This window comes from Micromonospora sp. CNZ296 (genome assembly GCF_007827635.1).
In genome coordinates this window covers 52,704-78,459 of record NZ_VISW01000010.1, presented here as the reverse complement: position 1 = coordinate 78,459, position 25,756 = coordinate 52,704, and the positions used below count along the sequence as shown (strand labels likewise).

Genomic DNA, 25,756 nt, shown 5'->3' with positions numbered 1-25,756 from the left:
CTCAGCTCTCCCGGGTACGCGCTGCGTCCGGCCGGTCGTCCGCGGCGTCGTCCGGCCCGGCGTCGTCCTCGTCTGCGCTGTCCGGGGCACTGTCCCCTGCGTGTTCCGGTGCCGGGCCGGCCTGCGGTGCCGGGTCGGGATCCGACGGGCCCGCCGAGGGGTCTGAGAGGCCCGCTGCCGCGTCGGACTCGGGGATCTCGTCCGCTGCCTCGATCACCGACACGGCCTCGTCCTCGGGCTCCTCAGCGGCGTTCGCGGGCGAGGTCGGGGAGAGACTCGACGGCGCCTGCCAGTGGATGCGCGGCGGCTCGGCCAACGGACGGCCGCCGAACTCGGCGAGCCACGCGGCCACCATGGCGAGGTTCTCCCGCCACTTCTCCTCGGAGATCGGGGGCAGGATCGAGTCCCACAGCGACAGGAACGTGCCCCGCAGCTGCAGTCGACCGTACGGCCGGGCCAGGAACCACAGGTGCAGGTGCGCTGAGCCGTCGCCCCACCGGTTCACGTGGACGCGGGCCACTCCGTCGAGCGAGCGGACGGCCCGCTCCAGGCGGACGGTCATCACGCCCAGTTCGGCGGCGAGCAGGTTCGGCAGGTCGCCCAGATCCAGGTGGGAACGGGACTCCAGGATCAGGACCATCGGCAGGCCGGTGGGCCGGTCCATGGCGCGGACGCGCCACCGCTCACCGACCCAGATGTACGCCTCGTCGGGCGCGTTGCAGGCGGTGCACTCCCGGTCCGCCTCGCCGCGGCGGGGAGGTTCGAACGGTACGGGCTCGTCGAGTTGCTTGACGCGGAGATCGCCCTCGAAGGGGAAGGACGGCCACTGGGTGAAGTCGGGAACTGAGGGAGGGGTGTCCGGCACGACGCTGACCCTAACCGAGTTGGCGACGCCTGTCCCTACCTGTTCCACTGGCCGCCCACCGGTTGTCCACCGCGTTGTCCACAGGCTGCCGAGATCACCAGCACAGCGCGTCATGCACTGCTCAGCAAGGGTTTCCTCGCTTTGTTTCACGTGAAACGGGGAGTGCCTGTGGACAACCGCTGTGGATAACTCGGGGTGCGTCTGGGCCCGTTCTTCCAACGATCCGGTGACCGATCCGCACCGGGTGCCGACGGCTTCTTCTCGTGCGTGTTTCACGTGAAACGGCGGATGCGTCGGCCCGCATCTCGGCGCGGTCGCTCGGCTCGCTGGCGTCGCCTGACCTTGTTCCGTGACTGCATCCTCGGCGGGTACGGCAGATCGAACGAGGCGCCTCCGGGCGACGGCGACAGAGGAGTCGCGAGGCGAGCCCCCGGCTGTTCGTTGGGAGCGGGCCGGGCCGCGCGGATACCGAGCCGCGCCGACCACCGCTCGACTTGTGGCCGGCACCGCGCCGCATCGCTTGTACCCGGCACAGCCGGGACTCGATCGGATGAGGGTCGGGTTGGTCGCCGCGTTTCACGTGAAACAGCAAGCGCGTCTGAGCCGACAGGCCGAGCCCGAGCTGGCCGCACGGGCCTCGGGTTTGCCGGGCCTCGGGTTTGCCGCTCGATCGCTGATCGGGCTCGCCACCGCCCTGGAGGCGTGCGAGCACCCGGCCGGCCCGGCGAGCGATGCCGGGTCATCGACGGCGGCGCGAACGAGTCAGCATCATTCGGCCCAGGGATGCTGAGCCGGGCCGCACAGCTCGGCCAGCTGGCCGGGCTCCTCGCGACAGGCGCTCCCGACTCGGCGCTCCCGGCTCGGCCGCTCGCCGGTTCGACACTCCCCGGTTCGGCAGTGTTCGGTTCGGCACTGCTCGGTTCGGCACTGCTCGGCTCAGCGACCCTCACTCAGGTGCTCCCCGGTTCGGCGGGGCGCGGCTCAATGCGCCTGGATCGCTCACAGGCGCTGATCGGATAGGGGTCGGCAGGACGGCTCTTGCGCGGTCGTCACGGCCGGGCGTGCTCAACCCTCTGGCCCGTCAGCATGGTCATCCTCCGATCGCCCTTGCCCTAGCTCAGGGCTTGCCGCCCGGGACAGTCGACACGCCAACCCGGGACAGTCGGCACGCCAACCCGGGGCACGCCGGCACGCTGGCCCGGGCATGGCGGCTCGGCAGCCCGGCAGCCCGACGGCCCGGCAGCCCGGCAGCCCGACGGCCCGGCAGCCCGACGGCCCGGCAGCCCGGCGGCCCGGCAGCCCGACGGCTCGAATGGCTTTCCGGCGGAGAACCGGTTCGCGTGCGTGCGATCGGTGGGCGGCACCAGCCGGCGGCTAGACGAGTGCGTCACGCGGAACCAGCGAGTCACCAAGCAACGGATTCCGTCTGAGCCGTCGCCGCCAGCCCTCCTGCCAGACCAGCGGAGTGGGCGCGGACCGACTCGTCAACGCCGAACGGCGGCTCTTTCGGAACCTTTGCGCACTCGGCCCTCGCGTACTCAGCCCTTCAGCGCTCGGGCGCGCGGCCTGCCGCCGATCAGTAACGCGGATAGCAGATTCACCGCCACCACCCAGTCGCCTGCCCCCGTTTCACGTGAAACGACGGGCGAGGCACGACAGCCCCAACAGCCGATGCGACCCAGGATGCTCCCGCTTCGACCGCATCAGCGCGGAAGGACGCTAGGGCATCGGTGAGCACCACCGGCACCAGACGGCCCAGCCCCTCGTCGGAGACGGCATCGGCTTCGGAGGGGCCGGTCCCCGTCGACCGAGTAGCCGTGACCCAACGAACCGCCATGCCCGACGAACGGCACCGAACCGACCCGGACACAGATCCGGCCGCATCCCCTCGTCGGGATGCGGCCGGATCGACACCGGAGAAAAGGGCTACGCCTCGGGCTGCCCGTCCTCGCCCACGCCGATGATGCCGACGATCCGCTCCAGGTCGTCGACGGTGGCGAACTCGATCGTGATCTTGCCCTTGCTGCGGCCGATGTCGACCTTCACCCGGGTGTCGAATCGGTCCGACAGCCGGTCTGCGAGATCGGTGAGCGCCGGGGCGTGCGGCTTCGGCCGACGCTTGGCGGCGGCCGTCTTCGCCGGCTCCTCGGCGAGCGCCAGGTGCACCAGTTCCTCGGCGCCGCGGACCGTGATGCCCTCGCGAACGATCCGCTCGGCGAGTGCCTCCTGCGCCTCGGCGTTGTCCAGGCTGAGCAGTGCCCGGGCGTGGCCGGCGGAGAGGACACCGGCGGCGACCCGGCGCTGCACGGCGGGTGGCAGGTTCATCAGCCTGATGGTGTTGGAGATCTGCGGGCGGCTGCGGCCGATCCGCCGGGCCAGTTCCTCGTGCGTGGCACCGAACTCCTCAAGGAGTTGCTGGTACGCCGCCGCCTCTTCGAGCGGGTTGAGGTTGGCGCGGTGGATGTTCTCCAGGAGCGCGTCCCGGAGCATCGCGTCGTCCTTGGTGTCCCGGACGATGGCGGGGATGGTCTCCCGGCCGACCGCCTGGGCGGCACGCCAGCGCCGCTCACCCATCACGAGTTCGAACTTCTCGGGGTCGAGCTGGCGGACCACGATCGGCTGGAGGAAGCCGACCTCCTGGATCGAGGTCTTCAGTTCCTCCAGCGCCTCCTCGTCGAAGACGTGCCGGGGCTGCTTCGGGTTCGGCACGATCGCGTCGACCGGGATCTCCGCGAAGCGGGCACCGGGCACCGGGCTCAGCTGGGGCTCGGGCTCGAAGGCCGGAGGCGGGGTGCTCCCGACGCCGCCGGTGATGGCGGCGGTCGCACCGGCGACCGGAGTCGACGGCGACGCGGCAGTGGCCGACGATTCCGGTTCGGTGGCAGCCGGTTCGGCGCCCGGTACCGGTCCGGTGGGGATGAGGGCGCCGAGCCCTCGGCCCAGTCCGCCGCGGGGACGGTTCTTCATGCGACGCCTCCCAGCGACATCTCCGCACTACGCATTCCGGCTCACCGGCTCCTTGACGCCTCGCTCCGCGATCTCCTGGGCGGCCTCGAAGTAACTCGTGGCCCCCCGCGAACCGGGATCGTAGGTCATCACCGACTGGCCGTAGCTCGGTGCCTCGGAGACACGCACGTTGCGGGGGATGACGGCCTGGAGCACCTTGTCGCCGAAGTGGTTCCGGACGTCCTGCTCCACCGCGTCGGCCAGCCGGGTACGCCTGTCGTACATGGTGAGCAGGATCGTGGAGACCTCGAGCTTCGGGTTGAGGTGCTGACGAACCAGGTTGATGTTGTTGATCAGCTGGTTGAGGCCCTCCAGCGCGTAGTACTCGCACTGGATCGGGATCAGCACCTCCTGCGCGGCCACGAGCGCGTTGACTGTGAGCAGGCCGAGCGACGGCGGACAGTCTATGAAGACGTAGTCGAAGTGACCGGGGTACGCGGCGATGGCCCGCGCCAGGCGCGACTCCCGGGCCACCACGGAGACCAGCTCGATCTCGGCGCCGGCCAGGTCGATCGTGGCCGGTACGCACCACAGGTTCGGGATGCCCTCGACCGCTTGGGCCACCTCCTCCAGCGGCACACTGTCGATCAGGCAGTCGTACACGTCGGGCACGCCCGTGTGGTGCGGCACGTTCAGACCGGTGGAGGCGTTGCCCTGGGGATCAAGGTCGACCACGAGCACCCGGTTGCCGTGCAGCGCGAGTGCCACTGCGAGGTTCACGGTGGTGGTCGTCTTACCCACGCCGCCCTTCTGGTTGGCGACGCACATCACCCGGGTCCGGTCGGGGCGCGGCATGGTGACCTCGCCACTGGGATTCAGGATCTGCACGGCGCGCATCGCCTCCATAGCCAACGGTGGATCATCCTCTTCGCGCGTCGGGGTTTCACGTGAAACGTACGTGCTGGCGTCTACCTCGTCCCCGTACCCGTCCGCTTGTGGCGTGTCGGACGGCGCCGCTGTGACCTCGGGGACGGCCTGGAACGGCACGGCCGAGACGGGCGGCTGGGGTTCGTAGCGGGTGGGTACCGCGGCGTTCGCCCGCACCGCGGGCGGGCGCGGAGTCGGTGCGTTCACCGGACCGTCGGCCGGGTCGAGCGGGTCGCGTGCCGGCGGTACGTTCGCCGGCACGGACGACACGGGCCGCACGGGCCCGCCGGCCGACGGCTCCCGTCGCTTGGACGGCTGAGCCGGGTACGGGGAGGACGGTTCGCCGGACTCGTTCACCGTCCACTCCTGGTAGTTGGTTTCACGTGAAACGGGGTCGGCGGAGGGCTCGCCTCCTGGTCCGGTCAACCGTGGATCGTCGTACCTGCCGTCGTCATGCACCTGTCATCCCTACCCGCTCCGGATGGTCGGTCCGCACCCGTCGAATCGCGTCCGCGCCTCGCACGGCGCCGTCGGTTCGGCGGGAACCGTCAGGTTCGGGTGCCGCCCGGCACCGCCGTTCCACACTATCGACGCGCGGTCAGCCTACGGCCGACGGGCGCGGTGGGTCCATGTCGGGTTGCGATCGATCGCGTCACGCCCACCGGTCCAACGACCGGATCGGGCGTGCGGAATGGCGTACCGGCTCAGCGGTCGCCGCGGCGGCGACCGCCACGCGACCGCTTCGGCTTCTTCGGACGGCGCGGGTTGATCACGCGCTCCCGGACCACCTCGACCACAGTCGCCGGGGGGTCGATCACCCCTTCGCCGCAGCGGTGCAGTTCCGGGGTCGCGCCGCCGAGGCGGATCACGGCCTCGGTGTGCTCGGTGATCTCGTCGGCCGCCGAGGCGCCCTTGAGCGCGACCAGCCGTCCGCCGGGGGCCACGAGCGGCAGGCACCAGGAGGCGAGCCGGTCCAGCGGCGCCACCGCGCGGGCAGTCACGATGTCGGCGCTCAGTGGTTCCCGGTCACGCGAGCCGGCCGCCGCCTCCTCGGCCCGCCCACGGAACACACGGACGTCCCGGGTCAGGCCGAGACGCTGTACCGCCTCGATCAGGAAGGCGGTCCGCCGGGCCAGCGGCTCGACGAGCGTCACGGTGAGGTCGGGACGCGCGATCGCCAGCACCAGACCGGGCAGCCCGGCACCGGAGCCGACGTCGATCACGCTGGCGCCCTCCGGGATCCGCTCCGCCACCACCGCACAGTTGAGCAGGTGCCGCTCCCAGAGGCGCGGCGTCTCGCGGGGGCCGATCAGGCCGCGGACCACGCCGTCGGTGGCGAGTAGTTCGGCGTACGCGGCGGCCAGGTCGAGCCGGTCACCGAACAACGCGCGGGCGGCCTCCGCCAGCTCGGGCGGCAGCGTCGCCGTCGCCGGGTCGGGGACGTCGTCACCGTCCACGAGGGACGGTGCGTCCGCCGACGGCTCCGCGAAGACCGGGTCGGCCACCGCGGCCGGGTCGGCCGGCGTCACGTCCGCCGCCTGCTCGCCGGAGAAGGCGGGTGTCACGTCCACCGCCGGGTCGGCGGGCTCGATCCCGGTCACCACCGCCGGCTCGCCGGAGAAGGCGGGCTCGCCGGGGTCGGTCACGGCCCTTCCCGGGTACGCCGGGTCGGCCGGCCCGTCGTCATCGGAGAAGACCGGGTCGACTGTGTTGTCGGGGCGCACAGCCGACGGCCCGGGCGGCGTACCGCCCGGGCCGGTCACGGCTCCTGCCGTCGTCTCGTCGGAGATCACGGACCTCAGTCCGCCACCGGCCGGACGACGATGCGGCGGTTGGGCTCGACGCCCTCGGACTCGCTCTCCACCCCGCTCATCGCGTTCACCACGTCGTGCACGCACTTGCGCTCGAACGCGGACATCGGCTCCAGGCGCACCGGCTCGCCGTGCTCCTTGACCTTCTCGACCGCGTTCTTCGCCACGGCGGCCAGTTCCTTGCGCCGGGCGGCCCGGTAGCCGCCGACGTCGAGCAGCAGCCGGCTCGGGGTGCCGGTCTGACGGAACACGGCCAGCCGGGTCAGCTCCTGGAGCGCCTCCAGGGTCGCGCCGCGCTGGCCGACCAGGTTCTGGAGCCGGCCGCCGACGACCTCGACGACGGGGCGGCCGCCGGAGACCAGCTCGTCGATGTCGCCGTCGTAGTCGAGGATGTCCAGCAGTCCCTCGACGTAGTCGGCGGCGATCTCGCTCTGGCGGAACAGGTCGCTGTCGGCCGGGGCCTTCTTCTCCCGGGCCTCGCCAGCGGCGTCCTCGGTCTCGGTGGCGGCGGTAACGGGGGTCTCCTCGTCCAGGGACTGGTCGGCGCTGGGGATGCTGGTCTCGGTCACGGGTCTCATCTCCGTACTCGCTCGGCCGGACCGTCGGGGGTCCGCTGGTCTCCCGGGGCCGGCGGGAGGTTCGCCGGGTGCCCTCGGGCACGTCTGTACGGGCCAGTTTCGCCCGTGTCCGCGCTCCGCGCGGCGATTCCGGCCCGGCGCCGACTCCTCGGATGGCAGCACGCGGCCGGAACGGGCCACCGCCGACGTCGCGACGGTGGCCCTGTGGGCTCAGCCCTGTCGCTTGGCGGGCTTGCTGCCACCCTTCTTCGGGTTGACCGGCTTGGCGCCAGGCTTCGGGCCGGCCACCTTCGGCGCGACGGCCGGAGCCTTCGCCGGCGGCTGGGCCGCCTTGCGGCCGAACAGGCCACCGGCCTTGGCCGGCTGCACGGGGCCCTTGCCGGAGGTGCTCTTGGCGGCGCTGGTGCTCTTCGCGGTCGGCGGCGGCGGGAACTTCCGCAGCACCCACTGCTGCTGGCCGAGCGTGAAGAGGTTGTTGGTGACCCAGTAGATGATCACACCGATCGGGAAGATCGCACCCGAGATCAGCAGCGACAGCGGGATGCCGTAGAGCATCAGCCGCTGCACCATGCGCTGCTGCGGGTCCTCGGCCCACCCGGTCTTGAGGATCATCTGACGGCTGGTCAGGTAGGTGGTGGCGATCATGATGATCACCAGGATGCCGGCGACCACCTTGACCGTGCCGGTGCTCGCTCCGAGCCGGCTCAGCTCGTCAGCGGTGGAGCCGAACTTGCCGGAGATCGGCGCGGTGAACAGCGTCGCGTTGGAGGCGCTGTTGAACTGGTCGACGGTCCAGCCGTACAGGGTCTTGCCCTGGTTGTCAGGGCTGAGGCGGCGCAGCGTGTGGAACAGGCCCAGGAAGACCGGGATCTGGAGGAACATCGGAAGGCAGCCCATGAGCGGGTTGGCCTTTTCCTTCCGATAGAGCTCCATCATCTCCTTCTGGAGCGTCTCCCGGTCACCCTTGTGCTTCTCCTGGAGCTCCTTGACCTTCGGCTGGAGCGCCTGCATGGCACGCTGCGACTTGATCTGCTTGACGAAGACCGGGAACAGGATCACCCGGACCGTCACCACCAGGAAGACGATGGCGAGGATCCAGGCCCAGTTCGTACCGATCACGGCCCCGACCGGAACTCCGATGGCGTCCCAGGCCGAGTGCCAGGTCAGCAGGATCCACGAGATCGCGTAGTAGATCCAGTCGAGACTAAACACTCAGGCTCCAGTCACGTCGGAACGGCGGCGGTCGCCCGGCTCCGGAACCGGGTCGTGTCCACCAGGGTGGAAGGGGTGGCAGCGCGACAGCCGACGGACCGTCAGCCAGGCTCCCCGCAGCGCACCGTGCCGGGACACCGCCTCGACGGCGTAGGCACTGCACGACGGGTAGAACCGGCAGCGGGCCGGCAGTGCCGGACTTATCCACCGACGGTACGCGATGATGGGTGCCAGCAGCATGCGGGCACCGGTTGTGGGCGACGGAGTCGTCGTCGGGCCGGTCACCGCGACCGCCGTCCCCGGGGGGCCCGTGCGGCGGCGATGGCCGCGTCCAGGTCGGCCCCGAGCCGGGCGTACGTCGCGTCGGCGGCCGCAGGCAGCGCGCGTACCACGAGGGTGGTGCCGGCGGGCAGCTCGCCCAGCCGCTCGCGGACCAGATGCCGGAGCCGGCGGCGGACCTTGTTGCGGACCACAGCGCCGCCGACGGCCTTGGACACGACGAAGCCGGCGCGGCTCGGTGCGGAGGTCTCCGCACCGAGGCTTCGCGCCGGCTCCGGCGAGAGTGTCGCGGTGGTGCCGATCGGCTCGGGGAGGGTCAGGTGGACCACGACGGCGCCACGGCCGACGCGTCGGCCACCGCGAACCGCTGCGGCGAAGTCGTTACTGCGCCGCAGTCGTTGCGCGGCGGCCAGCACGACTGCCCACGTCCCCGGACCGGACCTGTCGGCGTCAGGCCGACAGGCGGGCGCGGCCCTTGGAGCGACGGGTCGAGATGATGGCGCGGCCGGCACGGGTGCGCATGCGCAGCCGGAAGCCGTGGGTCTTCGCGCGCCGGCGGTTGTTCGGCTGGTAGGTGCGCTTGCTCACGTCAGGCTCTCCGTTGTCGTACGCCCCGCGCGGCGGATCGCCCGGGGTCGTGTGCTGGTCCAGATCACCTGTCGGTGACCTCCGATCGGCGCTGCCGCGACACGCTCCCCGGCGATGCGGGGTGACAGCCACGGACAGCAAGCATCAATCACCCTAGCAGAGGGCGAGAGAGCAGCCGCTCCAGCCTACGCAGGGGCGCAATGACCGTCAAACGTCACACTCGGGCGTCCGACCTGCGCGCAAGCGCGACCGAAGGGGCGATTTTCACTGATGTTGCCAAGGTCGTCAGGGTGTCGCCGGTTGATGCTGTGGGGTCCGCGCTGTTAGCGTGCGCGATTGCGGTCGGCGTCGGGGGTCCGGGGTTTGTCGCCGATCGGCAAGACCGGACACGCTGTTGAATCGTTCGGCACGGTGAACCCGCTTCAACGCCTCCCCGGATCGAGGGGGGCAGGTCCGACCCGCGTCCGGTGGGCGGCCACAATCGGTCGGTACACAGGCTGTGGATAACTTGTGGATGACGACCGGTCAGCCGTCCGGGCGGGCGTGAGAAGGAGCAGGCGAGGGGGTGGCACGACGGTGACCGGAGCGACCGACCTTGCCGCGGTGTGGACGGCGACCACCGACGAACTCGCCGACGAGATCATCTCCGCGCAGCAACGGGCGTACCTCCGGCTCACCCGGCTGCGGGCGATCGTCGAGGACACGGCGCTGCTCTCGGTGCCGGACGCCTTCACCCGGGACGTGATCGAGTCCCGGCTCCGCCCGGCCATCACCGAGGCGTTGAGCCGCCGGCTCGGCCGGCCGATCCAGGTGGCCGTCACCGTGCGGGTCTCCGACGACCCGAGCGCCCGCCCGGCCGGCACTGTCTACCGCAGCGGCCCGGAGCCGCTGCCCGAGCACGACGCCGCCGCCCCGCTGCCCGGCTTCGACCAGCCCGCGTCCGCCTTCCCGTCGCCGCGCCCGGAACCCGGGTACGCCGAGGCCGGGTACGCCGAACCGCGCCCGGAGCAGCCGCTCGACGAGCCGGCGCCGCGCCAGCGGACCGCCGACGGCGGCGGCCGCCCGCACCTCATTCCGGCCGGCCGGGACGCGCAGGACACGCTCTTCAGCGCTGCGTTCGCCGAGCCGGTACGCACCGCGCCCGAGCGCCGCGCCTTCGACGAGCGCACCCGCATCGAGCCGCCCGTGCCCGACGCCGGCGGATACGAGCCCCGATACCGGGAGAGTCCGCCCGCCGACCCCGCGCCGATGCGCGGCCTGCCGCGCGACGGCGCCACCGACAACGGCCCCGGCCGGGGTGGCGCCGACCACCACCGTCCGGGCGGCGGCGGCCAGGCCGATCGCAGGCTCCCCGGCGGTACGGAGAGCGGCGGCAACCGGCTCAACCCGAAGTACATGTTCGAAACTTTCGTCATCGGCTCGTCCAACCGGTTCGCGCACGCCGCGAGCGTGGCGGTGGCCGAGTCGCCGGCGAAGGCGTACAACCCGCTGTTCATCTACGGCAGCTCAGGGCTGGGCAAGACCCACCTGCTGCACGCCATCGGGCACTACGCCACGACGCTCGGCAACGCGCGCTCGGTCCGGTACGTCTCGACCGAGGAGTTCACGAACGACTTCATCAACTCGCTGCGCGACGACAAGACGAGCGCGTTCCAGCGCCGCTACCGGGACGTGGACATCCTCCTGATCGACGACATCCAGTTCCTGGAGAACCGGGAGCGGACGCAGGAGGAGTTCTTCCACACCTTCAACACCCTGCACAACGCCAACAAGCAGATCGTGATCACGTCCGACCGCTCGCCGAAGCAGCTGGCGACGCTGGAGGACCGGCTGCGTACGCGGTTCGAGTGGGGTCTGCTCGCCGACATCCAGCCGCCGGACCTGGAGACGCGGATCGCGATCCTGCAGAAGAAGGCGGCGCAGGAGCGGCTGTTCGCCCCGCCGGACGTGCTGGAGTTCATCGCGTCCCGGGTGTCGAACTCGATCCGCGAACTGGAGGGGGCGCTGATCCGGGTCACCGCCTTCGCCAGCCTCACCCGATCCTCGGTCGAGCTGTCGCTGGCCGAGGAGGTGCTGCGGGACTTCATCCCGGACGGCGCCGGCCCGGAGATCACCGCGGACCAGATCATGGTGTCCACGGCCGACTACTTCGGCGTGAGCCTGGAGGACCTGCGCGGCCACTCCCGCTCCCGGGTGCTGGTGAACGCGCGTCAGGTGGCCATGTACCTGTGCCGCGAGCTGACCGACCTGTCGCTGCCCCGAATCGGGCAGGCGTTCGGCGGCCGGGACCACACGACGGTGATGCACGCGGACCGCAAGATCCGCCAGCAGATGGCGGAGCGGCGCTCGCTCTACAACCAGATCGCCGAGCTGACGAACCGCATCAAGCAGAACACCTGACCGTCTCTCTCCTCGCGCTGCCTCATTTCCCTCACCGCTCCCGCCGCGGACGTCCCCGCAGATCTTGGAAGCTTGGCGCCCTCATAGGGGCCGTTTCCTACCAAGATCTCGCCAGAGCTGAACGTCACACCTCACGCGTGACCTGAACGCAGCCACGGTCCCACCCTCACCGGCCGGCCGTTCGCGTCGATCATGAGGTTAGCGGCGACAAACCGGACGCCAGATGCCGCCAACTTCATGGTCGACCCGAGCAGGGCTGGGCGGGGCGGGCGGAGTCGCGGGAGGGGTGGGGTGACCAAGGTGACCAATTCGGCGCCGACGCGGCGGGCTCGGGCGGGTGGCAAGTAGCCGACAGCGGGGATCGGTTGACCCTCGACCCGGTGGAGGGCCCAGGATCTGTCGTGTGCTCGTCCACAGTTCGTACCCGTTGTCCACAGCCCCTGTGTCACAGGCAGTGGACAACCACGCTTTGCACCCGGCCGGTTACCCACAGACTGTGGACAACTCCTGGGGACGACGCTGTGGATGCCTGGGGACAACGCAGTCGTCATCCCCAGACGACGGTCTGCCTGTGGGCGAGCTGTTGAAGGTTCTGGGGATGACGGCTCTCGACCCTGTCGGCGTTGTCCACAGCGCTGGGGAGAAAACCGGTGGATTACCGGTGGACAACCGGTGGACAACCGTGGAAAACCCGGCGGCCGGCGAGGGCTGTGGACCGGGACACGAGTTTTACCCCTGGTTCTCCACAGCCAAACCACCGGTGGATAACGTGTCTGACCTGCGCGGACGCCGGTTCTCCACAGTTTGCACAGGTGCGATGAAGACGATGAGTTATCTCTTCTAAACAACAAAAACCAATCATCACCGTTGGACTTCCTGTGGATCGGGCCGGAGCACTGCCGTCGGCAGTCGCCCGGGGCACCTGGATCCACGGGGTCGGGCGCACAGCCGATGTCCCAGCGCCTTAAGGTGCGATGGGTACCCGCACGGTCGGGCGGGACGGGTGGCAGCGGTCGGCATGAGAGAGTTGTCGCTGACGTCGACGCGGAGGCATTGATGAAGTTCCGAGTGGAGCGCGACGCGCTCGCCGAGGCGGTCGCGTGGACCGCCAAGAGCCTGCCCAACCGACCCTCCGTACCGGTGCTGGCCGGGGTGATGCTCCGCGTCACCGACGGCAACCTGCAGGTCTCCGGCTTCGACTACGAGGTCTCCAGCCAGGTGACGGTCGAGGTGCAGGGTGACGCGGACGGCGCCGCCCTGGTCTCCGGCCGCCTGCTCGCCGAGATCACCAAGGCCCTGCCGGCCAAGCCGGTGGACATCGCCGCCGTCGGCGCCCACCTCGAACTGGTCTGCGGCAGCGCCCGGTTCACGCTGCCCACCATGCCGGTGGAGGACTACCCGACGCTGCCGGAGATGCCGGAGAGCGCGGGCACCGTCGACGCCGCCGCCTTCGCCTCCGCCGTGGCCCAGGTGGCTGTCGCCGCGGGCCGCGACGAGACGCTGCCGATGATGACCGGCGTACGGATCGAGCTGAGCGGCAGCACGATGGCCATGCTGGCGACCGACCGCTACCGCCTCGCGCTGCGCGAGATGGAGTGGAACCCGGACGACCCGGAGATCAGCCTCAACGCGCTGGTGCCGGCCCGTACGCTGCACGACACCGCGAAGGCGCTCGGCCCGCTCGGTGGCCACGTCACCATGGCGCTGTCCTCCGGCGGCGCCGGTGAGGGCATGATCGGTTTCTCCGGTGGCACCCGCCGGACCACCAGCCGCCTGCTCGACGGCGCCAACTACCCGCCGGTGCGCTCGCTGTTCCCGGCCGACCACAACGCCGAGGCCCGCGTCGCCGTCGCCGCGCTCATCGAGGTGGTCAAGCGCGTCGCGCTGGTCGCCGAGCGCACCACCCCGGTGCTGCTCAGCTTCAGCGCCGACGGTCTCGTGGTCGAGGCGGGCGGCACCGAGGAGGCCCGGGCCAGCGAGGCCATGGAGGCCACCTTCAGCGGCGAGCCGCTGACCATCGGGTTCAACCCGCAGTACCTCATCGACGGCCTGGCCAACCTGGGCGCGCAGCACGCCCTGCTCCGGTTCGTCGACGCGTTCAAGCCCGCGGTCATCTCCCCGGCCGGCGAGGATGGCGAGGTCATCCCGGGGTACCGGTACCTCATCATGCCGATTCGCGTGTCCCGCTGATCGCAGGCAGCACGACCCTGACGTACGGAGGTAGGAGCAGATGCAGCTCGGCCTGGTAGGACTCGGCCGCATGGGCGGCAACATGCGGGAGCGGTTGCGCGCCGCCGGGCACGAGGTGGTCGGCTACGACCACAACCCGGAGATCAGCGACGCCGCGAGCCTGGCCGAGCTTGCCGAGAAGCTCCAGTCGCCCCGCGCGGTCTGGGTCATGGTCCCCGCCGGCGTCACCGACGCCACCATCGACGAGCTCGCCGGTGTGCTCGGCGAGGGCGACATCATCATCGACGGCGGCAACTCCCGGTTCAGCGACGACGCCCCACGCGCCGAGCGGCTGAACGAGCAGGGCATCGGCTACATCGACGTCGGCGTCTCCGGCGGCGTCTGGGGCCGGCAGAACGGGTACGCGCTGATGGTCGGCGGCGCGCAGGAGCACGTCGAGCGCCTCATGCCGATCTTCGAGTCGCTCAAGCCCGAGGGCGAGTTCGGCTTCGTGCACGCCGGCCCGGTCGGCGCCGGCCACTACGCCAAGATGGTGCACAACGGCATCGAGTACGGCCTGATGCACGCCTACGCCGAGGGCTACGAGCTGCTTGCGGCCTCGGAGCTGGTGACGAACGTTCCCGGCGTGTTCAAGTCGTGGCGCGAGGGCACCGTGGTCCGGTCCTGGCTGCTCGACCTGCTGGACCGGGCACTCGACGAGGACCCGGAGCTGGCCGAGCTGAGCGGCTACACCGAGGACACCGGCGAGGGCCGCTGGACCGTGGACGAGGCGGTCCGGCTCGCCGTACCGCTCAACGTCATCACCGCGTCGCTCTTCGCCCGGTTCGCCTCCCGGCAGGAAGACTCGCCCGCGATGAAGGCCGTCGCCGCGCTGCGCCAGCAGTTCGGCGGCCACGCCGTCCACAAGCGCTGACCGGTATCCACAGGCTGTGTACGTCCGCCGGCTCGAACTGGTCGACTTCCGCTCGTACGAGCGCGTCGGCGTCGACCTGGAGCCGGGGCCGAACGTGCTCGTCGGCGCCAACGGCGTCGGCAAGACCAACCTGGTCGAGGCGCTGGGTTACGTGGCGACCCTGGATTCGCACCGGGTCGCCACCGACGCCCCGCTGGTTCGGATGGGCGCCGCCTCGGCGGTGATCCGGTGCGCCGTGGTGCACGAGGGCCGGGAGCTGCTGGTCGAGCTGGAGATCGTCCCGGGCAAGGCCAACCGGGCCCGGCTCGGCCGGTCCCCGGCCCGCCGCGCCCGGGACGTGCTCGGCGCGCTGCGCCTGATGCTGTTCGCGCCGGAGGACCTGGAACTGGTCCGCGGCGACCCGGCTGAACGCCGCCGCTACCTGGACGACCTGCTGGTCACCCGCCAGCCCCGCTATGCCGGTGTTCGTGCCGACTACGAACGTGTGGTCAAGCAACGCAACGCGCTGCTGCGTACGTCGTACCTCGCTCGGAAGACCGGCGGCACACGCGGCGGTGACCTGTCGACGCTGGCCGTGTGGGACGCGCATCTGGCGCAGCACGGCGCGGACCTGCTCGCCGGCCGCCTGGAGCTGGTGGCCGCGCTGACCCCGCACGTGGCGAAGGCGTACGACGCGGTGGCGGCCGGCCGCGGCGCGGCGGGCATCGCGTACCGGCCCTCGGTCGAGCTGCCCGAACCCGGCGTCGACCGGGCGGCGCTGGCGGAGGCGCTCGCCGCCGCGCTCACCGCGAACCGCGCCGCCGAGATCGAGCGCGGCACCACGCTCGTCGGCCCGCACCGCGACGACCTGGCGCTGACGCTCGGCCCGCTGCCCGCGAAGGGGTACGCGAGCCACGGCGAGTCCTGGTCGTACGCGCTGGCGTTGCGGCTGGCCGGATACGACCTGCTGCGCGCCGACGGGATCGAGCCGGTGCTGGTGCTCGACGACGTCTTCGCCGAGCTGGACACCGGCCGGCGGGAGCGGCTGGCCGAGCTGGTCGGCGGCGCGAGCCAGCTCCTGGTCACCTGCGCCGTGGACGACGACGTGCCGGCGACGCTGCGCGGCACCCGGTATGCGGTGGGCGAGGGGACGGTGCGACGTGCCTGATGACGAGGTGCAGCTCCCACCCGCGCGGCTCGGGCCGGGACGCGACGCGCGTACCCCGGGGAAGCCCGCGGACGGCGAGCCGGCCGCGAAGCTGCCGGAGGGCACGGCCGGGCCGGAACTGGCGCGGGCGGTGCTCGACGCGGCGAAGGCCCGGCGGCAGGCGGCGGCCCCGCGACGGCGCGGCGCGGTCCGCGGCGACGGCGAGAAGCGGCTGCGCGGCTACTCCGGCCCGGGGCCGGACCCGCGCGACCCGCAGCCGCTCGGCGCGGTGCTGGACAAGCTGATGAAGGCGCGCGGCTGGCAGCAGCCGGCCGCCGAGGCGACCGTGTTCGGCGCGTGGGAGAAGGTGGTCGGCCCGGAGGTCGCGCAGCACAGCCGCCCGGTCAAGCTGGAGGACGGCGAGCTGACCGTGGAGGCGCGTTCGACGGCGTGGGCGACCCAGTTGCGCCTGCTGGCGGGCTCGCTGTTGCAGCAGATCGCCCGGGAGGTCGGCCACAACGTGGTGCGCAAGCTGCACATCCACGGGCCGGCGGCGCCGTCGTGGTCGCGCGGTCCCCGACGGGTACGCGGGCGCGGCCCTCGCGACACCTACGGCTGACCGACACCGCCCGAACGCCGCGCCTCCCGCCGGGCGCGCTTGAGTTCGCGCTGCTCGCGGCTCCACTGCTTGCGGCGTTCCAGGTCTTCCTTCCACGCGTCGCGGGCCAGCTTCGAGCCGCCCTGCACCGCGCCCTGCACCTGGGACGGGCCGGCGAGGTTGCGGAACACCCAGCCCAACAGGCGGCCACCCTTGCCGGAGGCGTCGCCCACCTGCTCCTCGTCGCTCATCCCGCCGCCCTCTCTGTTTGTGTGCAAACCATTGGTACACCAATCATTGCTACGATCGCAACGACGACGAGGAGGACGCGGGTGACCGACGGCATCGAGGAGGACCCCCTGGCGCTGGAGCAGCAGGTCTGCTTCGCGCTCTCAGTCGCCGCCCGGAGCGTCGTCGCTGTCTACCGGCCGCTGCTGGAGCCGATGGGGCTCACTCATCCGCAATACCTGGTGATGCTGGCGCTCTGGCAGCACGCGCCGCTGTCCGGCCGGGATCTGAGCCGGCTGCTCCAGCTCGACCCGGGCACGCTGTCACCGCTCCTCAAGCGGCTGGAGGCGGCCGGCTACATCCGGCGGGAACGCGACGCCGCCGACGAGCGCAGCCTGGCCGTCTCGCTCACCGCCGAGGGGCAGGCGCTGCGGGCGCAGGCCGAGCGGATCCCGCCGGCCATCGTGCAGCGCCTCGGCCTGCCGCTGGCCGACCTGCGGCACCTGCACACGGCGCTGACCGAGGTGATCGCGGCAGCCAACCAGGCCACGTCTTCTTCCGGCGCTGCGGCGCCCGGTCAGGCGTCGGCGTAGACCGCGAAGCCCCGCTCCGCGCAGCGCCGGTAGAAGGCCGCCAGCACGCTCAGCTCGGCGCAGGTGAAGTTCCACTGCGGCGGATCGCCGCTCTCGTCCCGCAGCCGGTCGAGCCGGCTGTCGAGCCAGCGGAGCTGCTGCTCGGCCAGCCGCCCGTCGCCGAGCAGCGCGCGCAGCACCTCGCTCACCGACTCGAACGTGACCGGCTCGCCGTACGGCCGGTGCCGTGCGACGAACTTCTCCACGCCCTCGGCGATCCAGGAGCAGCCGTCCGGGTCGATCACCGGGTCCTCGTCCTCGACCGCGTTTTCCGTGGCGTAGAGCACATTCTCCAGCCCGAGGATCAAATCGACCAATTCGGTGTACGCGGTCGCGCGTACCGTGCCGGTCTTCGCGATCAGCTCGGCGAGCGCCGCGGTCGGCGCGGAGATCCGGGGCATGTCCACGATCTCGCCGAAGTCCACGAACTCAGCCGGCGCGACCGGATCGTAGAAGCGGCCGGTCCGCGGCCAGTGCACCGCGACGTTGTCCAGCCCCATCTGGCGTCACCTCTCACCAAGCGTTTTCGGACCATCTCCGACGATCGTCCCGGTTCCGGGCGCAAAAGATCAAGACCGCAACGGCGGCGCCGCAAAAGCTACGGCACGCCGGGCCCGGCCGCGACCCCCGGTCGGGGCAGCCGCCGATCACCGGTCGGATGACCGTCGTGGCTCACGGTGGCCGGTGGCGCGGTACCGCCCCAATGGCGTGTAGGGGGAGTCGTGGGCGACGCGGTTCGTCCGGCTACGGCATTCTCAGCCGCCCCGGAGAGGGTGCCGAGTGGCGGTTTGGTCGGCTCCGCACAGTAAGATTGAGGGCGAGACGAAAGACCCGAGACGGAGCGACGGACAGGGGCCCGCATGAGCCCTCGATCATAGTCCCGCATCGGGTCCGAGCCGATCGCGATCCGCGGGCAACCGCGGCGCCCGGCGTACATGATCCGAGCCTGGCGATCCCAGGGGCGGTCCATGCGCGCCGACGTCGCGTCCTGTCCGCCGAACCCGCGCCCCGCGCCCACGCGCGGCCGGTGCGAGAAAGTGGCCGAGCGTGGCAGCGGAGGACAACAAGAAGTACGGTGCCGAGTCCATCACCGTTCTCGAAGGCCTGGAAGCGGTCCGGAAGCGGCCCGGTATGTACATCGGGTCCACCGGCGAGCGCGGTCTGCACCACCTGGTGTGGGAGGTCGTCGACAACGCGGTGGACGAGGCGCTGGCCGGGCACTGCGACACCATCGACGTGGTGCTGCTGGCCGACGGCGGTGTCCGGGTGACCGACAACGGCCGTGGCTTCCCGGTCGACCTGCACCCCAAGCTGAAGAAGCCGGGTGTCGAGGTCGCCCTGACCGTGCTGCACGCGGGCGGCAAGTTCGACGGCAAGGCGTACGCCGTCTCCGGCGGCCTGCACGGCGTCGGCGTCTCCGTGGTGAACGCGCTGTCCACCAGGATGGCCGTGGAGATCCACAAGGACGGCTTCGTCTGGCGTCAGCAGTACCACCACTCCAAGCCGACGCCGCTGGAGAAGGGCGAGGCGACCGACCGCACCGGTTCGGCTGTCTCCTTCTGGCCCGACCCGGACGTCTTCGAGACCGTCGACTTCGACTTCCACACGATCTACCGGCGCCTCCAGGAGATGGCCTTCCTCACCCGGGGTCTCACCATCCACCTGCTCGACGAGCGGGTGCCGGAGGACGAGGACGGCAAGACCCGCGAGGTCACCTTCCACTACGAGGGCGGCATCGCCGACTTCGTCCGGCACCTCAACGCCTCCAAGAGCCCGATCCACAAGACGGTGGTCGAGTTCGGCGCCGAGGAGACGGGCATGTCGGTCGAGATCGCCATGCAGTGGAACGAGTCGTACGGCGAGTCGGTCTACACCTTCGCCAACAACATCAACACCCACGAGGGCGGCACCCACGAGGAGGGCTTCCGGGCCGCGCTGACGAGCGTCGTCAACCGCTACGGCGCCGAGAAGAAGCTGCTCAAGGGCGACGAGCGCCTCTCCGGTGAGGACATCCGCGAGGGCCTGGCCGCGATCATCTCGGTCAAGCTCACCGATCCGCAGTTCGAGGGTCAGACCAAGACCAAGCTGGGCAACACCCCGGTCAAGGGCTTCGTGCAGCGGGTCTGCAACGAGTCGCTCGTCGACTGGTTCGACCGCAACCCGGCCGAGGCGAAGATCATCATCCAGAAGGCCTCCCAGGCGGCCCGGGCCCGGATCGCCGCCCAGCAGGCGCGCAAGCTCGCCCGGCGCAAGTCGCTGCTGGAGTCCGGCTCGATGCCCGGCAAGCTGGCCGACTGCCAGTCCACCGACCCGCGCGAGTCCGAGGTCTTCATCGTCGAGGGCGACTCGGCCGGCGGTTCGGCCAAGCAGGGCCGCGACCCGCGTACGCAGGCGATCCTGCCGATCCGCGGCAAGATCCTCAACGTGGAGAAGGCCCGGATCGACCGGGTGCTGAAGAACAACGAGGTGCAGGCGCTGATCACCGCGCTCGGCACCGGCATCCACGACGACTTCGACATCGAGAAGCTGCGCTACCACAAGATCGTGCTGATGGCCGACGCCGACGTCGACGGCCAGCACATCCAGACGCTGCTGCTCACGCTGCTGTTCCGGTTCATGCGGCCGCTGGTCGAGCTGGGGCACGTCTACCTGGCCGCCCCGCCGCTCTACAAGATCAAGTGGAACAAGAAGGGCGACGACGCCCAGTACGCGTACTCGGACCGGGAACGCGACGGGCTGATCGCACTGCGCCAGCAGAAGAAGCCCAACGCCCGCCCGGACGACATCCAGCGGTTCAAGGGTCTCGGCGAGATGAACTACCCCGAGCTGTGGGAGACCACGATGAACCCGGCCACGCGTACGCTGCGCCAGGTCACGCTCGACGACGCCGCCACCGCGGACGAGCTGTTCAGCGTCCTGATGGGTGAGGACGTCGAGGCTCGCCGGTCGTTCATCCAGCGCAACGCCAAGGACGTGCGGTTCCTGGACATCTGACGGACGCGCCCGGGTCGGCCGGCGATCCACCGGCCGGCCCGGCGATCCACAGAGTTATCCACAGTCTGGCCGCTTTCCACAGCCGTTATCCACAGCGAGACCACGACTCTGAGTCTGATAAGGGTTAACAGTGACCGATACTCCCGAGTCCACCCCGAACGAGCCGGAGACCCCGGAACCACTGGCGGCGGTCGTCCAGCACGACCGGATCGAGCCGGTCGGCCTCGAGGTCGAGATGCAGCGCTCGTACCTCGACTACGCGATGAGCGTCATCGTCGGGCGGGCCCTGCCGGACGTCCGGGACGGGCTCAAGCCGGTCCACCGCAAGATCCTCTACGCCATGTTCGACTCCGGCTACCGGCCGGACCGCGGGTACGTGAAGTGCTCCCGCGTCGTCGGCGACGTGATGGGCCAGTTCCACCCGCACGGCGACTCGGCCATCTACGACGCGCTGGTCCGGATGGCGCAGCCGTGGTCGCTGCGCTACCCGCTGGTCGACGGCAACGGCAACTTCGGCTCGCCGGGAAATGATCCGGCTGCGGCCATGAGGTACTGCCTTGCGGCAGATGTCCGGGTTCGTACCGTCGACGGCACCGTCCGGATCGGCGACGTCGTGCCGGACGCCGCGCCGAGCAGCGAGACCGACGTCGACCTCAAGGTCCGTGACCGCAACGGCGACCTGGTCCGTGCCAGCAGGTTCTTCCACTCCGGCGAGCACCCCACGCTGCGGCTGCGCACCCGTGAGGGGTACGAGCTGACCGGCACCCACAACCACCCGGTGCTCTGCCTGGTGAACGTGGCCGGTGTGCCGACCCTGCTGTGGAAGCTGCTTGCCGAGATCGCCCCGGGCGACCGGGTGGCCCTCCAGCGCACCGTGCCGGACGAGATCGGCTACCCGATGCTGGAGCACGTCGAGGCAGCCGTGTTCGCGGGCGCGTTCGTGTCCGAGGGGTGGGTGTCCGAGCAGCGGGCCGGCTTCAACAACGTGGACCGGGAGTTCTTCGTCCGGGTCCTCACCGCCTATGACCTCGCGGTCGGCGGCCCCCGGTACGTCGCCGAGCGGGTCATCGACTCCGGCAGCACGCTGCACGAACTCGATGTACAGAACCTCGCCGCACTGCGGGCGAGCGTACTCGGCGAGATGGTGGGCGCGCGGAGCGCCGACAAGTTCGTGCCGGAGTTCGTCTGGCGCGGACCGGCCGCGGTCAAGCGGGCCTTCCTCCAGGCGTTGTTCGAGGGCGACGGCTCGTCGTCGCTGCTGCCCCGCCACACGATCCAGGTCTCCTACTCGACCCGCAGCGAGCGGCTGGCCCGCGAGGTGCAGCAACTGCTGCTGGAGTTCGGCGTGGTCAGCCGGCAGTGCCGGTACGACGACGGCGAGATCAAGGTCGTCGTCACCAACCGGCGGGACGCCCGGATCTTCGCCGCTCACGTCGGATTCCTCGGCCGCAAGCAGGCCAAGCTGGAATCCGAGCTGGCCCAGGTGCCGGCGAGCAGCACCGCGCTCTCCGGCGATCACGTGCCGTTCGTCGGTGACTTCGTCCGCGAGCACGGCGCGAGCCGCTGGACCGAGCGTGACTGGCTGCGCCGGCACAACGTGGACCGGATCGAGCGCTGGGAGCGGGACCGCGACGAGATCGCCGCCCGGATCACCGAGCCGGGCATCCTCGACGTGGTCGAACCGCTCGTCGACGGCCGCTTCTACTACGCCGAGGTGACCGACGTCACCGACGCCGGTGTGCAGCCGGTCTACAGCATCCGGGTGGACACCGAGGACCACTCGTTCGTCTCCGACGGTTTCGTCAGCCACAACACCGAGTGCAAGCTCGACCCGCTGGCGATGGAGATGCTGCGGGACATCGACGAGGACACCGTCGACCTCCAGGACAACTACGACGGCCGGGCCAAGGAGCCCACCATCCTGCCGTCGCGTATCCCGAACCTGCTGATCAACGGCTCCGAGGGCATCGCGGTCGGCATGGCCACCAAGATCCCGCCGCACAACCTGCGCGAGATCGGCGCGGCCGTGCAGTGGTGCCTGGAGCACCCGGAGGCCGACGAGGCCACCACGCTGGAAGCCCTCCTGGAGATCGTCAAGGGTCCGGACTTCCCGACCCACGGCCTGATCGTCGGTCAGGCGGGCATCCAGGACGCGTACCGGACCGGGCGCGGCTCGATCCGCATGCGCGCCGTGGTCGAGGTCGAGGAGGACAAGCGGGGCCGGCCGGCGCTCGTGGTCAGCGAGCTGCCGTACCAGGTCAACCCGGACAACCTCGCCGAGCGCATCGCCGAGCTGATCAAGGAGGGCAAGCTCGCCGGCATCGCCGACATCCGCGACGAGTCCTCCGGGCGTACCGGCATGCGGATCGTGCTCGTGCTCAAGCGCGACGCGGTCGCCAAGGTGGTGCTGAACAACCTCTACAAGCACACCCAGCTCCAGGAGACGTTCGGCGCCAACATGCTGGCGCTCGTCGACGGCGTGCCGCGCACGCTGAACCTGGCCCAGTTCATCCGCTACTACGTCGAGCACCAGATCGAGGTGATCCGGCGGCGGACCGCGTTCCGGCTGCGCAAGGCCGAGGAGCGGGCGCACATCCTGCGCGGCCTGTCCAAGGCGCTGGACGCGCTGGACGAGGTGATCGCCCTGATCCGGCGCTCGCCCACTGTGGAGGACGCACGGCAGGGCCTGATCCGGCTGCTGGACATCGACGAGGTCCAGGCGACCGCGATCCTGGACATGCAGCTGCGCCGGCTGGCCGCCCTGGAGCGGCAGCGGATCCTGGACGACCTGGCGAAGCTCGAAGTGGAGATCGCCGACCTCAAGGACATCCTGGCCAAGCCGGAGCGGCAGCGGCGGATCGTCTCGGAGGAACTGGGCGAGATCGTCGCGAAGTGGGGCGACGACCGGCGTACGAAGATCGTCCCGTTCGACGGCGAGGTCTCGATGGAGGACCTCATCGCCCGCGAGGACGTGGTGGTGACGATCACCCGCACCGGATACGCGAAGCGGACCAAGGTCGATCTCTACCGGTCGCAGCGGCGTGGCGGGAAGGGCGTCAGCGGGGCGACGCTCCGCCAGGACGACATCGTCAGCCACTTCTTCGTATGCTCTACCCACGACTGGATCCTGTTCTTCACGAACAAGGGTCGGGTCTACCGGGCGAAGGCGTACGAGCTTCCCGAGGCCAGTAGGGTGGCCAAGGGCCAGCACGTGGCCAACCTGCTCGCGTTCCAGCCCGACGAGCAGATCGCGCAGATCATTGAAATCCCGAACTACCAGGTGGCCCCCTACCTGGTACTGGCCACGAAGAACGGCCTGGTGAAGAAGACGCGGCTCGAGGAGTTCGACTCCAACCGTTCCGGCGGCATCATCGCGATCAACCTGCGCGATGAGGACGAGCTGGTCGGTGCGGTACTGGTCGCTCCGGAGGACGACCTGCTGCTCGTGTCGAAGAACGCCCAGGCGATCCGCTTCAACGCCACCGACGAGGCGCTGCGTCCGATGGGCCGGGCCACCTCCGGTGTGATCGGCATGCGCTTCAGCGGCGAGGACGAGTTGCTCGCCGTCGAGGTGGTGCGAGAGGGTCTGGACGTTCTGGTCGCGACGAACGGGGGTTACGCGAAACGTACCCCGATCGAGGAATACCCGGTCCAGGGCCGGGGAGGTAAGGGCGTGCTGACCGCGAAGATCACCGAGCGACGCGGTGGCCTGGTCGGCGCGGTCGTGATCGATCCGGAGGACGAGCTGTTCGCCATCACGAGCAACGGCGGCGTCATCCGGACTCCGGTGAAGCCTGTACGCCGTACGCGTGACCGGAACACAATGGGGGTCAAGCTGATGGACCTCCCGGACGGCGTGACTATCGTGGCGATTGCTCGCAATGCCGACGAGCCTGACGAACAGGACTAGTTGATGACGGAGACACAGGCGAAGTCGGGGAACAAGGGGACCTCGGCCACTCCGGTCGAGGAGGAGGCCGCGCAGGGCGGCACACCAGCGACCGGCCGCGCGGCTGTGGGCCGGGCCACGGTTCCCGCCGACGCGCCTGCCCCGAAGTTCACCCGGGCTCCCGGCATGGCCCCGCCTCCGGACAAGCCGGCCGAGGACTCCGGTTCCCGGGACTCGGCCGAGACCAAGGTCGACGCGCCGACATCGGCCGACGGTCTGGCCGCTCCGGCCGCCAAGCCCGCGAACGCCACGAGCACCCAGCCGATCAAGACCCCGTCGGCCGCCGGCCGGGCCTCCACCGGAACGACCGGCACGCAGCCGCGGATCGGTGCCGGCCTGGGCACCGCCCCGAAGACGTCGCCCGACGGCTCGCGCCCGAGCGGCGCCGCGAGCGCCCAGGCCCGGCCCGCCAACGGCGGCGGCCTGCCGCCGGGCATCAGCGGCGCGGCAGCCGTCGGCGCCGCGCGCGTGGGTGAGGCGGTACGCGCCGCGCGTACCTCGGTCAGCTCGGCCGCGTCGCGCGGACCGCGACGGGCCCGGCTGAACCTGAAGCGGATCGACCCGTGGTCGGTGATGAAGTTCGCCTTCGCGGTGTCGGTGGTGCTCTTCATCGTGGTCGTCGTGGCGACGTCGGTGCTCTACCTGGCGCTGGACGCCATGGGTGTGTTCAAGAGCGTCAACGACAGCCTCACCGACCTGGTGAACGCCGGCGGCGGCCAGGGTGGCGGCGGCTTCCGGATCACCGCCAAGGGCGTGATCCTGACGTCGGCGCTGATCGGCCTGGTGAACGTCGTGCTGTTCACCGCGCTGGCCACGCTCAGCGCGTTCGTCTACAACGTCTGCGCCGACCTGGTCGGCGGGATCGAGCTGACGCTCGCCGAGCGGGACTGATCGACCGGCGCCGGGGCACCGCGTAAAGCGGTCGCCCCGGCGTCGTGCGTCCGGGTAGGTTCGAGGTGGCGCGGGTGCTTCCCACCACAGACCCCCGATTTGGGCGCGGTGGAGGCGATGGGTTAACCTAGCTCGTCGCTACGCGGGGCTATAGCTCAGTCGGTTAGAGCGCAGAGCTGATAACTCTGAGGTCGCTGGTTCGATTCCAGCTAGCCCCACCGCACATCGTCCGACGACAGTCGAGCGCGAGGGGTCAAGCACATGTTCAAGAAGCTCCTGATCCTGGCCGGCATCGTCGGTGTGGCCGCCGTCGTGGCCAAGAAGGTCAAGGCCTCGAACGACGAGCGCGCCCTGTGGCACGAGGCGACCACGGCGCCCGACCTGCGCTGAACGCCGTCACGGGGCCCTAGCTCAACTGGCAGAGCACTGCCTTTGCAAGGCAGGGGTTAGGGGTTCGAGTCCCCTGGGCTCCACCACATCATTTCGCCGGATCATCAGCGGCTGTCGATGCTGCTGTGTTGCGTGCCGCCTCGGCAGTCGGCTTCCATCGATCAGCGAAAGCCTCGGCGAACCGTTCATGATCTGATCGGCGTTGCACCCGGCCGACCTTCCGGCTGCGGTGTTGGAGC

General features: G+C 70.6%; 22 protein-coding genes and 2 tRNA genes. 13 read left to right on the top strand and 11 right to left on the bottom strand.

From position 1 onward, the window contains the following. Position 1: 1 nt before the first annotated feature. The 9 genes from FB455_RS17900 to rpmH form a co-directional block, all read right to left on the bottom strand. Positions 2–865: a hypothetical protein gene (locus tag FB455_RS17900; protein ID WP_013289380.1), complete on the bottom strand. Its 864-nt coding sequence runs from the start codon at positions 863–865 to the stop codon at positions 2–4. A gap of 1,926 nt (positions 866–2,791) precedes the next feature. Next, entirely contained in the window at positions 2,792–3,832 is a 1,041-nt protein-coding gene (locus FB455_RS17895) for a ParB/RepB/Spo0J family partition protein (protein WP_013289382.1), read from the bottom strand. A gap of 27 nt (positions 3,833–3,859) precedes the next feature. Further along, positions 3,860–5,197, bottom strand: a complete 1,338-nt coding sequence (locus tag FB455_RS34810) for an AAA family ATPase (RefSeq protein WP_083791353.1) — start codon at positions 5,195–5,197, stop codon at positions 3,860–3,862. Positions 5,198–5,442: 245 nt separating this feature from the next. Continuing rightward, complete coding sequence (rsmG, locus tag FB455_RS17885) at positions 5,443–6,195, bottom strand: 16S rRNA (guanine(527)-N(7))-methyltransferase RsmG (RefSeq protein ID WP_425311453.1); 753 nt, start codon at positions 6,193–6,195, stop codon at positions 5,443–5,445. A gap of 341 nt (positions 6,196–6,536) precedes the next feature. After that, entirely contained in the window at positions 6,537–7,127 is a 591-nt protein-coding gene (locus FB455_RS17880) for a Jag family protein (protein ID WP_013289385.1), read from the bottom strand. A gap of 210 nt (positions 7,128–7,337) precedes the next feature. Beyond that, entirely contained in the window at positions 7,338–8,339 is a 1,002-nt protein-coding gene (yidC, locus tag FB455_RS17875) for a membrane protein insertase YidC (RefSeq protein ID WP_013289386.1), read from the bottom strand. Further along, entirely contained in the window at positions 8,340–8,579 is a 240-nt protein-coding gene (gene yidD / locus FB455_RS17870; protein WP_013477538.1) for a membrane protein insertion efficiency factor YidD, read from the bottom strand. A gap of 41 nt (positions 8,580–8,620) precedes the next feature. Then, positions 8,621–9,034, bottom strand: a complete 414-nt coding sequence (gene rnpA, locus FB455_RS17865) for a ribonuclease P protein component (protein ID WP_030269559.1) — start codon at positions 9,032–9,034, stop codon at positions 8,621–8,623. A 34-nt stretch (positions 9,035–9,068) separates the two neighbouring features. Continuing rightward, positions 9,069–9,206, bottom strand: a complete 138-nt coding sequence (rpmH, locus tag FB455_RS17860) for a 50S ribosomal protein L34 (RefSeq protein WP_013289388.1) — start codon at positions 9,204–9,206, stop codon at positions 9,069–9,071. A gap of 576 nt (positions 9,207–9,782) precedes the next feature. Here rpmH and dnaA point away from each other — a divergent pair. From dnaA to FB455_RS17830, 6 genes are all read left to right on the top strand, one after another. Continuing rightward, positions 9,783–11,606: a chromosomal replication initiator protein DnaA gene (gene dnaA / locus FB455_RS17855; RefSeq protein ID WP_013283211.1), complete on the top strand. Its 1,824-nt coding sequence runs from the start codon at positions 9,783–9,785 to the stop codon at positions 11,604–11,606. A 571-nt stretch (positions 11,607–12,177) separates the two neighbouring features. Continuing rightward, on the top strand, positions 12,178–12,450 hold the full coding sequence (locus tag FB455_RS17850) for a hypothetical protein (protein WP_145754165.1): 273 nt from the start codon (positions 12,178–12,180) through the stop codon (positions 12,448–12,450). A 212-nt stretch (positions 12,451–12,662) separates the two neighbouring features. After that, positions 12,663–13,796: a DNA polymerase III subunit beta gene (gene dnaN / locus FB455_RS17845; RefSeq protein WP_013283212.1), complete on the top strand. Its 1,134-nt coding sequence runs from the start codon at positions 12,663–12,665 to the stop codon at positions 13,794–13,796. A gap of 40 nt (positions 13,797–13,836) precedes the next feature. Next, positions 13,837–14,709 carry a phosphogluconate dehydrogenase (NAD(+)-dependent, decarboxylating) gene (gene gnd / locus FB455_RS17840; protein ID WP_145754162.1) on the top strand — a complete coding sequence of 291 codons (873 nt, stop codon included), beginning with the start codon at positions 13,837–13,839 and terminating at the stop codon, positions 14,707–14,709. Between the two features lie 16 nt (positions 14,710–14,725). Further along, entirely contained in the window at positions 14,726–15,856 is a 1,131-nt protein-coding gene (recF, locus tag FB455_RS17835) for a DNA replication/repair protein RecF (RefSeq protein ID WP_145754160.1), read from the top strand. Continuing rightward, complete coding sequence (locus FB455_RS17830) at positions 15,849–16,454, top strand: DciA family protein (protein ID WP_013283215.1); 606 nt, start codon at positions 15,849–15,851, stop codon at positions 16,452–16,454. The genes recF and FB455_RS17830 overlap by 8 nt, the downstream gene beginning before the upstream one ends. On the opposite strand, the gene FB455_RS17825 is transcribed toward FB455_RS17830, so the two are convergent. Then, entirely contained in the window at positions 16,445–16,684 is a 240-nt protein-coding gene (locus FB455_RS17825; protein WP_145754157.1) for a hypothetical protein, read from the bottom strand. The two genes, FB455_RS17830 and FB455_RS17825, sit on opposite strands and share 10 nt — an antisense overlap. 81 nt (positions 16,685–16,765) lie before the next feature. Between FB455_RS17825 and FB455_RS17820 the strand changes: the two genes are divergently transcribed. After that, complete coding sequence (locus FB455_RS17820) at positions 16,766–17,254, top strand: MarR family winged helix-turn-helix transcriptional regulator (protein ID WP_013283217.1); 489 nt, start codon at positions 16,766–16,768, stop codon at positions 17,252–17,254. Here the strand turns inward: FB455_RS17820 and FB455_RS17815 are convergent. Further along, positions 17,239–17,793 carry a hypothetical protein gene (locus FB455_RS17815; protein WP_013283218.1) on the bottom strand — a complete coding sequence of 185 codons (555 nt, stop codon included), beginning with the start codon at positions 17,791–17,793 and terminating at the stop codon, positions 17,239–17,241. The two genes, FB455_RS17820 and FB455_RS17815, sit on opposite strands and share 16 nt — an antisense overlap. A 547-nt stretch (positions 17,794–18,340) precedes the next feature. Between FB455_RS17815 and gyrB the strand changes: the two genes are divergently transcribed. From gyrB to FB455_RS17790, 6 genes are all read left to right on the top strand, one after another. After that, positions 18,341–20,287, top strand: a complete 1,947-nt coding sequence (gene gyrB / locus FB455_RS17810; RefSeq protein ID WP_013283219.1) for a DNA topoisomerase (ATP-hydrolyzing) subunit B — start codon at positions 18,341–18,343, stop codon at positions 20,285–20,287. 130 nt (positions 20,288–20,417) lie between these two features. Further along, on the top strand, positions 20,418–24,197 hold the full coding sequence (gene gyrA, locus FB455_RS17805) for an intein-containing DNA gyrase subunit A (RefSeq protein ID WP_145754155.1): 3,780 nt from the start codon (positions 20,418–20,420) through the stop codon (positions 24,195–24,197). A gap of 3 nt (positions 24,198–24,200) precedes the next feature. Further along, positions 24,201–25,127, top strand: coding sequence for a DUF3566 domain-containing protein (locus tag FB455_RS17800; RefSeq protein ID WP_013283221.1), 927 nt, complete (start codon positions 24,201–24,203; stop codon positions 25,125–25,127). Between the two features lie 144 nt (positions 25,128–25,271). Beyond that, positions 25,272–25,345 (top strand) — tRNA-Ile (locus FB455_RS17795). Between the two features lie 43 nt (positions 25,346–25,388). Then, on the top strand, positions 25,389–25,517 hold the full coding sequence (locus tag FB455_RS34560; RefSeq protein WP_013283222.1) for a DLW-39 family protein: 129 nt from the start codon (positions 25,389–25,391) through the stop codon (positions 25,515–25,517). Positions 25,518–25,527: 10 nt separating this feature from the next. Next, positions 25,528–25,603, top strand: a tRNA-Ala gene (locus FB455_RS17790). Positions 25,604–25,756: the final 153 nt, after the last annotated feature.